The organism is Citricoccus muralis, from assembly GCF_003386075.1.
GTDB lineage: Bacteria > Actinomycetota > Actinomycetes > Actinomycetales > Micrococcaceae > Citricoccus > Citricoccus muralis.
In genome coordinates this window covers 2,670,756-2,684,999 of record NZ_QREH01000001.1, presented here as the reverse complement: position 1 = coordinate 2,684,999, position 14,244 = coordinate 2,670,756, and the positions used below count along the sequence as shown (strand labels likewise).

Sequence of the window (14,244 nt, the reverse complement as noted above, 5' to 3'; positions counted from 1 at the left end):
TTCGCCGTGCCCCAACAGCCCGCTCTGACCGTCTTGTGGGCACCCCTGCGAGCCCCGCTGGCCGTGGGACGCCAACGCTATATGGGCCATGTCGTACTGGGTGTCGGCAGGCCCGGGTATCGGGACATTGGTTCTGTTAGGGTGCCCGACTCCATGGCCTGTGGCCAACTGTGCAGTTCGCTGCGACTAGATGTGGCCTGACCCGCCTCCTCCGCGGTCGGCGCCCCAGATGCGCCCTTTGAGGCGGGTCGACACCGAGCTACCGTCGGCGCATGGGGCGGATGCCCACGTTGCACTGGGCATCCGTTCCACGTGAAACGTAGTTGGGGGCGTAGTAGATGAATGGCGCCGTCGGCGGGCATTTCACGTGAAACAGGCAAGATTGGTCAGCGAGATCCTCATGTCCGAACGAACTCTTCGTCGTTCTGACGCACGTTCTCATCAATATCTCGAATGGTGCGCTCCGAATGGCGTCGAGACAAGTGCCGAAATCAACTGCCTCCTTATGACCTCGATCGACAACCCGACACGGGAATCCAAATTCGATGCTGAATGTCCGGACGGTTTGGCGGGGCACGACGACATCCGGGAATCTGGTTTCACGTGAAACGGCAGTAGACTGGAACTCGATGCTGGGCGCGATCTAAGGAGTATGCGTGAAGAAGAACCGACGCGGTCTTGGTAGAGGACTAGAGGCACTGATTCAGAACACGAGCTCCGAAGAAGAAGCCCCCGCTCCAGAGGCGGCGCTCGAGGATTCGGAGGTTCGCCCTGACCCGGCGGACTCAGGTCCTGTCGAATCAACCGCAGATCGGCGTGCGGAGCAGGTTCCCCTCCGTGGCAGCCATTCCGAGGGCTCGAGCACGCAGTCGACGGAACCGATAGTTGCCCCGGATGAAGCGGCGACTGTGGACTGGGCGGGCGAGCAGGTCACTTCTGAGCCACCCTCTGCCGACCAGGAGACCAACGGTCGTTTCGACCGGACGGACCTCACGAGTAGGTATCTCGGGGTCCGCAGACCCGATGTGGCTCGCACTCCGGTTGCACGTGAAACACGGCGTCCGGTTGACGTCTTCTTCCCCGATCGGCGTATCGCTGATGCTGGTGATGTGTCTGATTCGTCTCCTGCCTCAGACGCCACCGATGCGACCGATGTGGCGACGACTGGCCGAAAGGTGAAGTCGCGCCCCACGATGCCGGCCATGAAGTCCGTTGGCATCGCGGGAGTGGCAGCCGAGGCCGCTCCCCTAGAAGGCTATGCTCAGGCGGCACAGCCGGAAAAGGTTGAGTTCAAGGAAACTCAGGGAGAGACTGGGACGGATGAAAGCGACCAGGTACGGGCTCAGGTACGGCACCATGGCGCTGTCGGCGACGCAGAGCTGAGAACGATCCCGACGGGGGACATCCACCCCAATCCACGTCAGCCTCGTGAGGTGTTCGATGAGGACGACATGGATGAGTTGGTGGCGTCCATTGCCGAGGTGGGAGTGCTCCAGCCCATTGTGGTGCGCCCCGTTGAGGGACCCTCTCCCTTTGAGCTCGTCATGGGTGAACGGCGGTGGCGCGCTTCGCAACGCGCGGGTCTGGCCGAGATCCCCGCCATTGTGCGGCATACGGCAGACACGGACCTGCTCCGGGATGCCCTCTTGGAGAACCTGCACCGGAGCCAGTTGAATCCCCTCGAAGAGGCTGCCGCCTACGAGCAGCTCCTTGAGGACTTCAACTGCACCCAGGAGGAGCTGTCCTCCCGCATCGGACGGTCCCGGCCGCAGATCACGAACACGCTGCGGCTGCTGAGACTACCCCCGTTGGTGCAGCGCCGGGTGGCGTCCGGCGTCCTTTCCGCAGGCCATGCTCGTGCACTTCTCGCCCTGGTAGATCCGGCCGAAATGGAGCGTCTGGCGCAGAAGGTGGTCTCGGAAGGACTATCAGTGAGGGCGACCGAGGAGCTCGTCTCACTTCAGGATGGCGTCCGTCAGGTGAAGCCGAAGAGCCGTGCTCCGAGGAGCGATCGGCACGAACGGTTGGACTACCTGGCGAATTCCCTGACGGATCGTCTGGACACCACGGTGAAGATCACCCTGGGAGCCCGTAAGGGCAAGATCGCCATTGACTTCGCGTCGGTGGACGACCTCAATAGGATTATGGGCCTGATCGATCAGTCAGGCGCCAACAGTGCACGTGCCTAAGCGTCGGTAGACACTGACAAACGCCAATCAGTACATGCCTTAAACCAAGAAGGGTCCCCCTCCGGCTGGAGCGGGACCCTTCTTGCCACAGTAGTCAGTGGCTAATGGTCACTTGAGGTACTCGGCGAACTCAGTCTCCAGCACCTGCTTGGGCTTGGCGCCGATGGAGGTGGCGACCTTTTCGCCCCCCTGGAACACCATCACTGCGGGAATGCTGGTGATGCCGTAGTTGGAGGCTGCCTGTGGGTTGTCATCGACATTGAGCTTGGCCACGGTGATCTTGTCAGCATGTTCGGCGGCCATCTCCTCGAGGATGGGGCTCAGCATGCGGCAGGGACCGCACCATTCTGCCCAGAAGTCGACGATGACGGGCTTGTCCGAGTTCAGGACCTTGTCCTGGAAGTCCTGGTCGGTGACGTCAATGGTGCTCATGGTTCCTCCTGGTGGGTTTGGTTTGGAATGCCGGCAGGGGGCCGGTATTCAGGTCTGTGTGGTCCGGCGGCCTAGCCGGCTGCCGCAACCAGTTCCTTGACGTCCGCAAGGTAATGCTCGACGTCCTGGGCGGCGATGCATCCGCTGCCGGCGGCGGTGATGGCCTGACGATAGGTCGGGTCGGTGACATCCCCGGCCGCGAAGACACCGGGAAGCGACGTGCGGGTGCTGGGGTGGTCGATCCGGACCGTGCCGTCCGCATTGAGCTCGACCTGGTCCTTGACGAGATCGGTCCGGGGATCCGATCCGATGGCCACGAACAGGCCGGTGACGTCGAGGGTGGTCTCCTCGCCGGACTTCAAGTTGCGCAGATGCAGGGTCTTGAGCTTCTCCTCGCCATCGAGGCCGGTGACCTCGGTGTCCCAGATGAACTCGATCTTCTCGTGCGCCAAAGCCCGGTCAGCCATGGTCTTCGAGGCACGCAGGTCATCACGGCGGTGGATCACCGTCACCTTGGACGCGAACTTGGTGAGGAACAGTGCCTCCTCCATGGCGGAGTCGCCACCGCCCACCACGGCGATGTTCTGGTCGCGGAAGAAGAATCCGTCACATGTGGCGCACCAGCTCACGCCATGGCCGGAGAAGCGCTTCTCGCCCTCCACTCCGAGCTCTCGGTAGGCCGACCCTGTGGACAGGACCACCGCGTGGGCCTGGTATTCAGAGCCGTTGCCGAGAGTGACGACCTTTGGAGAGGCCTTCAGGTCCACCGCCACGACGTCCTCATACTGGACTTCAGCGCCGAACCGGGTGGCCTGCTGTTCGAGGTGGCCCATCAGTTCCGGACCGAGGATGCCCTCGGGGAATCCTGGGAAGTTCTCCACATCGGTGGTGTTCATCAACTCACCGCCGGCGGTCACTGACCCGGCGACCACGAGGGGATTCAGGTTCGCGCGTGCAGCGTAGATGGCGGCGGTGTAGCCCGCCGGGCCCGATCCGATGATGACGACGTCCCGGACGACGTCGGTGGACTCTGGAGCCTCGGTCACGGTGATTCCTTCAGGGGTAGGCAACTGGAACTGTTAACGGTGGAACACCCCCCGGCAGAAACCTATTCCAAGCCTGTTCCCGACCATCAGATGTCCTGGCATGACCTCGACGGCCCCTCGTCACCTGGACGGCCTGGGGACAGCCGGGCCAACGCTTCCACCATCCTAGGCGGGGTCCACAGGGGGCAGAGGCGCGTCTTCCGCCCAGCGGAGGGCGCGAGCCCGGCCCTCAGTCCCTGGTCAGTTGACCTCGACCTCGGCGATCCTCAGGCCGTAGGGCCGGTTGGAGGTGGCGTTGGAGAGCTCAGGCAGTTCGGTGAAGTTGATGATCACGTACTGTGCCTCCGCGGGGCTGCCGTCCTCGGCGGGGATCGGCACACTGACCTCGGGTCCGGTGAGGGAGCCCTCGGCGATCTGCCGGGCGTCGTCGATCTCCGGGGTATCGCTCAGCAGCACCGAGAACGATCCGCCGCTGCCGTTGTTCTGGGTGATGTCCACCTGGGAGACCGCGCTGGGCTCCTCCAGCTCGATCACCAGGGCCATGCTGGAGGCGTAACCGCCGAAGGCCGGCTGGGCGAAGGTGTAGGTCTGCCAGGCCGTGGCGGGATTGCCGTCGATGGCATTGGGCAGGGTGGAGTCCGTCTCCGCACTGAGACCGTCGTCGTCCGGCACCACGCGGGTGGCCGAGACGATGGCCGGTTCCGGCAGTTGTGAGTCCTGGGTCTGCTCCTGCGAGGACTCGGCTGGCGAGGACCCCGGAGTGCTCGATTCGCCCCCTCCGGCCTCCGGATTGCGATTGTTGTCCAGGATGTTGAAGGCGAACACCGCTCCGAGAATGAGCAGCAGGACCAGGATTCCGCCGACCAGCCAGCGGGCGCCCCGCGGCTTGTCGTCCTCGTCGTGCTCCTCGTAGTCGTCGAACTCGGGATAGTCATCGTCATCGCCGTGGTCAACGTCCGGGTGACGGCCAGGGCCGCCTGCCGACCCACCATGGGAGCCTCCCCCGGCCCCAGCCCCAGCCCCGGCAGAGCCAGAACCAGAGCCCGCACCGGCAGCCAACCCAGCGCCAGTGACGCCGGCCCCGAGCACACCGGCACCGCGGCGGTCGTCGGAGTGGGACTCACCGGCCGCACCGGCCTGATCGTTGCGGGAGGGCTCGTAGGGGGCGTCGTCCCAAAGCGTGACCTTGGGCCGCTCAGCAGCGCGCTGGTGCGGCTCCCGCCCCGGCTTGGGACTGTGCCGGCCGATGGCCGGGGAGCCGACGGCGGCCGTGGGGGTCTCACCGGTCATCTCGCCCGTCACCTCGCCCGTGTCCTCGGAGCGGCCGAGGTCGGAGGCATCTCGGGACGGTTCGTCGCGCTCTTCATCGGATGCGGACCCCACCACGGGCGATGCGGAGGTCGCAGCAACGTTCCGATCGGCAGCCGAGGACGTGACGGTGACCTCGTCCTGGGCACCGGTCCAGTCAGAGTCGCTGACGGTTTCCGGCAGGGGCGTCTCATCGGTGCGGAGCACCGCGGAACGGTACGGATCGTGCTCGTGCCGAGCGCCGTCGTCGTGCCCCTGGGCGTTCCTCGTAGCTGCAGCGCCGGCAGCACCGGCACCGACTGCGCCGGCAGCAGCCCTGCCGTCCACGGCGTCCTTGGCAGCGTCATCCGAGCCGAGCCGCTGGCTCAGGCGGTCGGAGATGCCGCGCAGGAACTTGGGGCGGCGTGTCTCTGTCTCCGGCCCGGTATAGCCGTCGTCCAGCTCCTCGTAGTACTCCTCGTCGTCCTCGTAGACCTGCGGCTCGTAGGTGCGGGCCTCGCCGAAGATCTCCGAGCCGAGGGTGTCCGTGTAGAAGGGCTCCACGTAGACCTGCTGCTCACGGGTCATGTCCAGCAGGTCTTCGGGCGCCGGGTTGCCGCCGGCGATCAGGTAGGTGCGGCCCTCGCTGAGGCCGAGGTCGAGGACCTGGATGGTGCCCTGGCGCTCACCGGTGGCGAGTTCGCGGGCGGAGGCGGCTACCTGGGAGGCATGCGCGGAGGAGGCGACCAGGATGGAGACATCACGGTTCAGGACTTGGTCGCGGCCGTCCAGCACCATGTCCTGATCGGCTGACGTCAGCACATGTCCGGTGACGAGGTATCGGCCTCCGAGGACCATTCCCTCTTCAATGGGCTGCGGCACGGTGTTCCTCCAGGTCGGTGGCCCGGGCCAACGGTTGGGTATGGCCGTCCAGGTGGACGGGGGTGCCTCTGGCGCCACTGCGGGCAGTGGCCGGCCACGGCGGACCCGGGTGCGGTCGGGTCCATGCTACGGCCGACGGCGGGTTGGCGCGCGGTGAACCGCCGGACGGCAGGCCAGGAAATTACCGGGCCAACCCGGGGATTCTCCGGGCCAGCGGCCCCAGGAACTCGGTCAGCTCGGGCAGACGCATGGCGCGGAGCATCACAAAGTACACCAACAGCATGACCAGCCCGACGACGGCGCAGCTCACCAGGGCGGTGATGATCGTGGACCAGGGGAACCCGCCGGAGTAGCCGCCGATCAGCCACAGCACCAGTCCGCCGGCCACTCCGGAGACAACGGCGGCCACGCCGGTGCGCAGGTAGGTGTCCAGGACCTCGCCGGCACCGTAGTCCCCGTAGTGGCGGCGCACCAGCACGTGGGCGGCGACGAACTGGGCCACGTGCAGGAGGGTGAACACGGAGACCATGAGGTAGGCCATGGCCCAACTGGGCATGAAGATCGAGGCCACGTAGGCGATGACCAGCGTGAAGGCCGCGGTCCCGACCTGTAACAGCATGGGGATCCGCGCATTCTCGGCCGCATAGAACAGGCGCATGAGGTAGATGTGGGCCGAGCGGAACGGCATCCCCAGCGCCAGCAGGATGAGCAGCTGCCCGATGGCCACAGCGGACGCCGCAGCGGTCTCCGAGGAACCGGCGAAGACGCGTCCCAGCGGCCCGGCGAGGACGAGCACCACGACCGTGGAGAACATCATCGGGACCGCGAAGTTCCGCAGGCCCCGGCTGATGGTGGCCAGGGCCTCCGGGACATCGTCCCGGTGCAGGGACCGAGCAAGCTGGTTGAACAGCACGGTGGCCAGGGACAGGACGAACACCGAATGTGGCAGCACGGTGATCAGCTGGGCGATGTTCAGCGCCATGAGACCGGGAATCGAAGCCTCGACGACGGCGGGGTCCAGCCCTTCGAACGGCCCGCCGGACGCGCTGGCCTCACCCAGGGAAGCACGGGCCTCGGTGGCCCCGGAGACCAGGCGGGCGACCAACAGGTTCACGACGTTGCCGGCCATCATGGTCACGAGGGTGTAGCCGGCGAGCCTGCCCGTGGACCGCAGTCCCATGCCCTTCCAGCCGAACTTCAGCTTCAGCCCCAGCCCGAGCCGGCTCAGCGGGACGAACAGCACGAGGGCCTGGACCACGATCCCCAGGGTGTGTCCGCCAGCCAACAGAACCGTCTGGCCGGTGGTCCACTCCGCCAGCTGATCCCCGCCAGCCTGGTAGGAGCCGAACATGGCGAGGTAGAGGCCGATGACACCGATCGCCACCACGTTGTTGGCCACCGGGGCCCACATGTACGCGCCGAAACGGCCGTTGGCGTTGAGGACCTGCCCCAGCACCGCGTACACGCCGTAGAAGAAGATCTGCGGGAAGGTCCAGAGCGCGAACGCCGTGCCCAGGCTCAGCATCGCCGGGGACCAGTTGCTCGTCAGCGCCACCATGATGGGGGCGGCCGCGAGCGTGATGACCAGGGTGGCCGCGGCCATGACCAGCACCGCGAGGGTGATCAGCCTCGAGGTGTAGTCGGAGCCCTTGTCCGGCTTCTTCGCCGCCTTGATGAGTTGTGGGACCAGCACCACGTTGAACACGCCGCCGGCCAGCAGCATGTAGATGATGTTCGGGATCGTGTTCGCGGACTCGAAGATGTCCGCGGCCATGGCGGTCGAACCGATGGCCACCGTGAGCAGGGCCGTGCGGACGAAGCCGAGGATGCGGGACACCAGGGTGCCTGCGGCCATGATGGCACTGGACTTCGCCGTGCTCTCAGCCTCGGAGGGGGCAGCGGCGGAGGCCGTGACGGAGGCTGAGGCGGAACCAGGGTCGGACGCGGAGACAGGAGCGGGATCAGGGGCGGGAACCGAAGCAGGAGGGCGGGCGGTGCTCCCGGGACGGCGTGGGGGCACGGTGCCGGGGCGCCGCGGACCGGGGGAATCGCCGCGGTCCGGGGTCTCCGGAGTCGTGGTGGGGGTGTTCTTCACCGCTCGGAGTCCGACAGGTCCGGGAACCTGCCCTCATACTCGGGGAGCACGTCGCGCGCGAGGTCCACAATCCGGCGTTCGTTCGGGAAGGACAGCTTGGCGTTGAGCACGTCCAGGCCGACCCAGGCCACGTCCACGGCCTCATGGTCCGGGTCGTTCTCCGTGGTCAGCTCGCCACCGGTGGCCTGCAGCAGGTAGTGGTGCACGGTCTTATGCACGCGGTGACTGGACACGGTGAACCAGTAGTCGATGGATCCCAGAGACGCCAGGATGTGCCCGGCGATCCCAGTCTCCTCCTCGACCTCACGGATGGCCGCCTCGCCGTGGGTCTCGACGCCCTCCGGATGGCCCTTGGGCAGGCACCACTCCAGCCGGCCGCCGCGGTTGTAGCGGGCGATGATGGCGACCTCGAGCCGGCCGCCGAACCGGCGCACCACCAGTCCGCCGGCGGAGATCTCCTCCACCGTGGGCAGAGAGCTCTGCGCCGACTCGCCGGGCGTGCCCGGTTGTCCCGGGCGCCGGGGCACACGCCGGCCCACCGATGCGGTGAGCGGAGTGCGCTTGGGGGCGCTCGGAACGGGGTGAGCCATGCATTCCACTGTAGCGGGCCGAACCGGAACCGCATCCGGCAACACCGGAGTCCGCACCCCGGCTGTCCTCACCTGGCCCCCGGATCTGGCACCCTTAAGCACACGATGAATCCCACCGCCCCCTCCTCTCCTTCGCCCGGCACGCCCGCCACCGCCGGCGTCCAGCCCCCCGGCACCGGCCTAGCCGACCTCGTTGACCAAACCGACCTCGTCGCCTTGCCCGTGGGGTTCCCGACCGGTGCCGGCCTGCCCCCCGTGGTGCTGGAACTGGGCCGGCTGTTCGAGGCCGCTGGACACGAGCTGTCCCTGGTGGGCGGCCCAGTCCGTGACCTGTTCCTCGGCCGGGTGTCCCCGGACCTGGACTTCACCACTGACGCTGATCCGGACACCACCCTGAGGATCGCCCGGAAATGGGCGGATGCGCACTGGGACATCGGCCGGAAGTTCGGCACCATCGGCTTCTCGAAGGGTGGGTGGCAACTCGAGGTCACCACGTACCGCGCCGAGAAGTACGACCGCGACTCCCGCAAGCCGCAGGTCGCCTTCGGGGACTCCCTCGACGAGGACCTGCTGCGCCGCGATTTCACCGTCAACGCGATGGCCATCCGGTTGCCCTCCCTGGAACTCGTGGACCTGTTCGGCGGGGTCAAGGACCTGGCGGCCGGACGGCTGCGCACGCCCGGCACCCCTGAGGATTCCTTCTCCGATGATCCCCTGCGGATGATGCGGGCCGCCCGGTTCGCCTCCCAGCTGGGCATCGGCGTGGACCCCTCCGTGGTGGAGGCCATGACCGCCATGGCAGAGCGGATCACGATCATTTCTGCCGAACGCGTCCGGGACGAGTTGGTCAAGCTGGTCAACGGTTCCCATCCGCGGCCCGGCCTCAACCTGCTCGTGGACACCGGCCTGGCCGAGCACGTGCTGCCCGAGCTGCCGGCCCTGAAGCTGGAGACGGACGAGCACCACCGCCACAAGGACGTCTACGAACACTCGCTGACGGTTCTGGAACAGGCGATGGGCCATGAGTATCCCGCCGAGCTCGAGGAGCAGTGGGCGGCGGAGCACCCGGAGGCGCCGGGTGCCGAGACAGCCGGGACAGGCGAGGATAGCGATGGCGAGGCGGAGACGGAACGGTTCGCGCCGCCGTCGGGCACCTATGCTCCCGCACCGGACTTCGTCCTGCGCTTCGCGGCGTTGATGCACGACGTCGGCAAGCCGGCGACCCGGCGCTTCGAACCGAACGGTGCGGTCACCTTCCGGCACCACGACGTGGTGGGGGCCAAGCTGGTCAAGCAGCGGATGCGCGCGCTGAAGTTCGACAACGACACGATCAAGGCGGTGGCCCGGCTGGTCGAGCTGCACATGAGGTTCTACGGCTACGGTGACGCCGGCTGGACGGATTCGGCTGTTCGTCGGTATGTCAACGACGCCGGCCCGGTGCTGCCGCGACTTCACGCCCTGACCCGCTCGGACGTCACCACGCGCAACCGCCGGAAGGCCGAGCGGCTGGCGTTCGCGTATGACGACCTGGAACGTCGCATGGTGGAGATCGCCGAGAAGGAGGAGCTCCAGGCGGTGCGTCCGGACCTGGACGGATCCCAGGTCATGCAGATTCTAGGCATCAAGCCCGGGCCCGTGGTGGGGCGCGCCTACAAACACCTGCTGGAGTACCGCCTCGACGAGGGGCCGCACGACGAGGAGACGGCCACGGCCGAGCTGTTGCGCTGGTGGGCCGAGCAGCCGGAGTCGTCCTCCTGAGCCGACTCCCCGAACGGCGTTCGGAGTTGCGATCACGACGGATGTCGAGGCGCGCCGAGGAACCCACCGGCGAGCGTGCTCGTCACTCCGGGGCGCAGGTCAGAACAGCCCGGTGACGTTGCCGTCCGCGTCCACGTCCATGAAGTCGGCCGCCGGCTCCTTCGGCAGCCCGGGCATGGTCATGACCGCCCCGGTCAGGGCGACCACGAAGCCGGCACCCGGCCGCAGCAGGAGCTCACGCACCAGGACGGTGAAGTCGCTGGGCGCCCCCAGCACCGCCGGGTCGTCAGTGAACGAGTACTGGGTCTTGGCCATGCACACGGGCAGGTGGTCCCAGCCCTCCTCGGCCAGTTGGACGAGCTGCTGGGCGGCGGCGGGCGCGTACTCCACGGCGGATCCGCCGTAGATCTGGGTCACCACGGCCTCGATCCGGTCCGCGACCGTCATGTTCTCGGTCCAGAGGGAATGCCAGCCGGAGCCCGCCTTTTCGGACGGTAGGACCTCGAGGAGCCGGCGGGCCACGTCCAGGGCGCCCGCCCCGCCGCGGGCCCAGACCTCGGCCACCGCGGCGGGCACGCCCCGGCGCGCGCACCAGGCGGTGAGCCAGTCCAGTTCAGCTTCGGTGTCCTGGGGGAAGCGGTTGATGGCCACGACCACGGGAACCCCGTAGGCGGCCATGTTCTCGATGTGCCGGGCCAGGTTCGCGACGCCGGCCTCCAGGGCCTCGAGGTGCTGCTGTTCCGCGTCCCCGGTGTTCCGGTCCAGCTCCTGCAGGGCCATCCCGCCGTTGAGTTTGAGTGCCCGCACCGTGGCGACGATGACGCTGGCCGCCGGCGGGAATCCTCCGGCCACGGAGGTGATGTCCATGAACTTCTGACCGCCCAGGTCCGCGCCGAAGCCGGCCTCGGTGACCACCACGTCGGACAGCCTCCGGGCGGTGTTGGTGGCGGTGATGGAGTTGGCCCCGTGCGCGATGTTGGCGAAGGGCCCGCCGTGGACGAAGGCGGCCGAACCGCCCAGGGTCTGCACGAGGTTGGGGCGGAGCGCGTCCTTGAGCAGCACCGCCATGGCCCCCTGCGCGCCGTTCGGGCCCAGGTCCCCGACCGTGACCGGCCGCTGATCCCGGGTCCGGCCGATGATCATGCGGGACAACCGGTCCTTGAGGTCCTCGAGATCGGTGGCCAGGCAGAACACCGCCATGGTCTCGGTGGCCACCGTGATCTCGAAACCGTTCTCCCGGGGGACCCCTTCGGAACGACCGCCGAGGCCGATGATCGTCTCACGGAGGGCGCGGTCATTCGTGTCCAGTGCCCGCTTGATCGAGATGGTGCGGGGATCGAGGCCGAGGGCATTGCCCCGGTGCAGGTGGTTGTCCACGAGGGCGCAGAGCAGGTTGTGCGCCGCGGTGATGGCGTGGAAGTCGCCCGTGAAGTGCAGGTTAATGTTCTCCATCGGTACCACCTGCGCGTACCCGCCGCCGGTGGCGCCGCCCTTCATGCCGAACACGGGGCCCAGGGACGGCTCACGGAGTGCGGCGATCGCGGTCCTGCCGGCCCAGTCTACCGGGGCGTCCTCGGCCTGCGACAGGAGGTTCAGGCCGTCCGTGAGGCCGACGGTGACGGTCGATTTGCCCTCACCGGCCGGCGTCGGGCTGATGCCGGTGACCAGAACGACCCTGCCGGGCGTGGCGGGGGGCTCCGGGAGGCGGCGGGTGTCCACCTTGGCCATGTAGTGCCCGTAGGGGATGAGCGCGTCGGCGGGGATCCCGGCCCGGTGGGCGACGTCCGCCACCGGTTCGAGCGTCGCGGCCGCGGAGATCTCGGCGTCGTTCATGGGGGTGATCCTCGCATAGGCGTTGCGGAGTGGGGAACGGGCCCTGCCCTACCCCGGTCTGCCCTGGTCACGAGACTGGCGGCCGATGGATGACCTCGAACGGGCCGCGGGGGCCGATCCGAGGTATCCGTCGACCGCCAGATGCGGGTCGGTGGATGCTGGTCACCGGGGAAAGATGATGAAGTCCGGCGGCAAGGGGATGTCGTCCCGGCTCGGGGACCGTTCCTGGTCAGGCAGGAAGGGTGCCGGGCGGAAGATGGTCCCGAAGCGCTGCTTGCCGGACCGCCGGCGTTTGCCGCGGTGGTCATCGAAGTGCTCACTCACGTGCTGTCACCCCCTTCCCGTGACTGAAGGGGGTCCGGTCAGGATCGGTGGTGTGCTGTGTGGAGAGCCTTGTGGGGAGATGGATGGACATGGCTGGGGTTCCCTTGGTCGGGGGCCTCAGCGATGGGCAAGCGGCTCAGGGGACGTCCACCAGACAGGTCTGGAAAGGAGTCCTGCTCTACGGTTCTTCCAGGACGGGAAGGGCCCGGGAAGGGGAAGCTCAGCTGGTTGCGGTCAGCGCGGAGGCGGGGTCGGACAGATGAATGGCGGCGACTCCTGGCCAGGCCAGATGGACGCCGGACGCGGTGTAGCCACCGTTCTCAGAGTCATTTCCATAAATCATCAATTTCCCCACCTCCTTCAGATGAGTCTGTCCGCCGATGAAAAGCGGAAAAGCCGACAAGGAAGCGCGCCGAATCCTCACGGATCAGGGCACCACTGGAGATTAGCACCTGACCTGTGGCGTGCGACACCCCTACCGGAGGGTAGTTTCAGCAGCCACAAAAAACTGGCGGTCGAGATCGCACCGATTCTCCTGGTTCAACGCCGGAAAAGGGTGCGGTCTCGTCCGCCAGTTGAGCAGTGGGTTGAGCAGAAGGGCGAGGGCTCAGCGCTCGATCTCGCCGCGGATGAAGGCCTCCACGAGCTCGTGGGCCTCATCGTCATGGTGCTGGACCGGCGGGGACTTCATGAAGTAGGACGAGGCCGAGAGGATCGGCCCGCCGATGCCGCGGTCCAGGGCGATCTTGGCCGCACGGACGGCGTCGATGATGACGCCGGCGGAGTTCGGGGAGTCCCAGACCTCGAGCTTGTACTCGAGGGAGACGGGGGCGTCGCCGAAGTTGCGGCCCTCGAGGCGGACGAAGGCCCACTTGCGGTCATCCAGCCAGGACACGTAGTCCGAGGGGCCGATGTGGACGTCATCCTCGCCGAGCTTCGCGGAGGTGTTGGAGGTGACGGCTTGTGTCTTCGAGATCTTCTTGGACTCCAGGCGCTCGCGCTCGAGCATGTTCTTGAAGTCCATGTTGCCGCCGACGTTCAGCTGGTAGGTGCGGTCCAGGGTGACGCCGCGATCCTCGAAGAGCTTGGCCATCACGCGGTGGGTGATGGTGGCGCCGATCTGGGACTTGATGTCATCGCCCACGATCGGCACGCCGGCGGAGGTGAACTTCTCGGCCCAGGCCGGGGTGCCCGCAATGAAGACGGGCAGCGCGTTGACGAACGCGACCTTCGCGTCGATGGCGGCCTGGGCGTAGAACTTGGCCGCCTCCTCCGAGCCGACCGGGAGGTAGCAGACGATGACGTCGGCCTGGGTGTCCTTGAGGATCTGGACCACGTCGACCGGCTCGGCGTCCGACTCCTCGATGGTCTCGCGGTAGTACTTCCCGAGACCGTCCAGGGTGGGGCCGCGCTGCACGGTCACCTGGGTGGCGGGGACGTCGGCGATCTTGATGGTGTTGTTCTCGGAGGCGGTCAGGGCCTCGGAGAGCTCCACGCCGACCTTCTTGGCGTCCACGTCGAAGGCGGCCACGAACTCGAGGTCATCCACGTGATAGTCGCCGAACTTCACGTGCATGAGTCCGGGGACCTTCTCGTCCACGGAGGCGTTGCGGTAGTACTCCACCCCCTGGATCAGCGAGGTGGCGCAGTTTCCCACGCCCGCAATGGCCACACGAATCGGGTTCTTAGACACCGGTACTCCTTGTTGTCCTGATGGTCCTGGGGCCGCACGCTGGGCGCGGCGGACCGGGTCCCGCATGACGGGACTCAACGCTGGTGGGTGCCGCCGACCCGAGTGGGCGCGGCAC

The 14,244-nt window shown here is 67.2% G+C and carries 10 protein-coding genes; 2 read left to right on the top strand and 8 right to left on the bottom strand.

The annotated features are described in order from the left end of the window. The first annotated feature begins 1,025 nt into the window (after positions 1 to 1,025). Entirely contained in the window at positions 1,026 to 2,189 is a 1,164-nt protein-coding gene (locus C8E99_RS11895) for a ParB/RepB/Spo0J family partition protein (RefSeq protein WP_115933448.1), read from the top strand. Positions 2,190 to 2,297: 108 nt separating this feature from the next. Here C8E99_RS11895 and trxA read toward each other — a convergent pair whose 3' ends face one another. The 5 genes from trxA to C8E99_RS11870 form a co-directional block, all read right to left on the bottom strand. Then, positions 2,298 to 2,621: a thioredoxin gene (trxA, locus tag C8E99_RS11890; protein WP_115932468.1), complete on the bottom strand. Its 324-nt coding sequence runs from the start codon at positions 2,619 to 2,621 to the stop codon at positions 2,298 to 2,300. Between the two features lie 71 nt (positions 2,622 to 2,692). Further along, complete coding sequence (gene trxB, locus C8E99_RS11885; protein ID WP_115932467.1) at positions 2,693 to 3,667, bottom strand: thioredoxin-disulfide reductase; 975 nt, start codon at positions 3,665 to 3,667, stop codon at positions 2,693 to 2,695. A 240-nt stretch (positions 3,668 to 3,907) separates the two neighbouring features. Next, positions 3,908 to 5,836: a hypothetical protein gene (locus tag C8E99_RS11880; RefSeq protein WP_147301229.1), complete on the bottom strand. Its 1,929-nt coding sequence runs from the start codon at positions 5,834 to 5,836 to the stop codon at positions 3,908 to 3,910. Between the two features lie 181 nt (positions 5,837 to 6,017). Beyond that, complete coding sequence (gene murJ / locus C8E99_RS11875) at positions 6,018 to 7,931, bottom strand: murein biosynthesis integral membrane protein MurJ (RefSeq protein WP_245952304.1); 1,914 nt, start codon at positions 7,929 to 7,931, stop codon at positions 6,018 to 6,020. Beyond that, entirely contained in the window at positions 7,928 to 8,521 is a 594-nt protein-coding gene (locus C8E99_RS11870; RefSeq protein WP_115932465.1) for an NUDIX hydrolase, read from the bottom strand. Before C8E99_RS11870 ends, murJ begins: the two co-directional genes overlap by 4 nt. Positions 8,522 to 8,626: 105 nt before the next feature. Here C8E99_RS11870 and C8E99_RS11865 point away from each other — a divergent pair, with 105 nt between their 5' ends. Further along, entirely contained in the window at positions 8,627 to 10,279 is a 1,653-nt protein-coding gene (locus C8E99_RS11865; RefSeq protein WP_115932464.1) for a tRNA nucleotidyltransferase/poly(A) polymerase-related protein, read from the top strand. A gap of 99 nt (positions 10,280 to 10,378) precedes the next feature. Here the strand turns inward: C8E99_RS11865 and C8E99_RS11860 are convergent, their stop codons facing one another. The 3 genes from C8E99_RS11860 to C8E99_RS11850 all read right to left on the bottom strand — a co-directional run bounded on the left by C8E99_RS11860 (position 10,379) and on the right by C8E99_RS11850 (position 14,129). Next, entirely contained in the window at positions 10,379 to 12,112 is a 1,734-nt protein-coding gene (locus C8E99_RS11860) for a formate--tetrahydrofolate ligase (protein WP_115932463.1), read from the bottom strand. Between the two features lie 162 nt (positions 12,113 to 12,274). Next, positions 12,275 to 12,436, bottom strand: coding sequence for a hypothetical protein (locus tag C8E99_RS15930; protein WP_170144596.1), 162 nt, complete (start codon positions 12,434 to 12,436; stop codon positions 12,275 to 12,277). 607 nt (positions 12,437 to 13,043) lie between these two features. Beyond that, positions 13,044 to 14,129: an inositol-3-phosphate synthase gene (locus C8E99_RS11850; protein WP_115932461.1), complete on the bottom strand. Its 1,086-nt coding sequence runs from the start codon at positions 14,127 to 14,129 to the stop codon at positions 13,044 to 13,046. Positions 14,130 to 14,244: the final 115 nt, after the last annotated feature.

Excerpts from the sequence above, each read along its gene's own strand:
- trxA (WP_115932468.1), bottom strand. The coding sequence starts at position 2,621 with ATGAGCACCATTGACGTCACCGACCAGGACTTCCAGGACAAGGTCCTG.
- C8E99_RS11870 (WP_115932465.1), bottom strand. The coding sequence starts at position 8,521 with ATGGCTCACCCCGTTCCGAGCGCCCCCAAGCGCACTCCGCTCACCGCA.
- C8E99_RS11865 (WP_115932464.1), top strand. The coding sequence starts at position 8,627 with ATGAATCCCACCGCCCCCTCCTCTCCTTCGCCCGGCACGCCCGCCACC.
- C8E99_RS11860 (WP_115932463.1), bottom strand. The coding sequence starts at position 12,112 with ATGAACGACGCCGAGATCTCCGCGGCCGCGACGCTCGAACCGGTGGCG.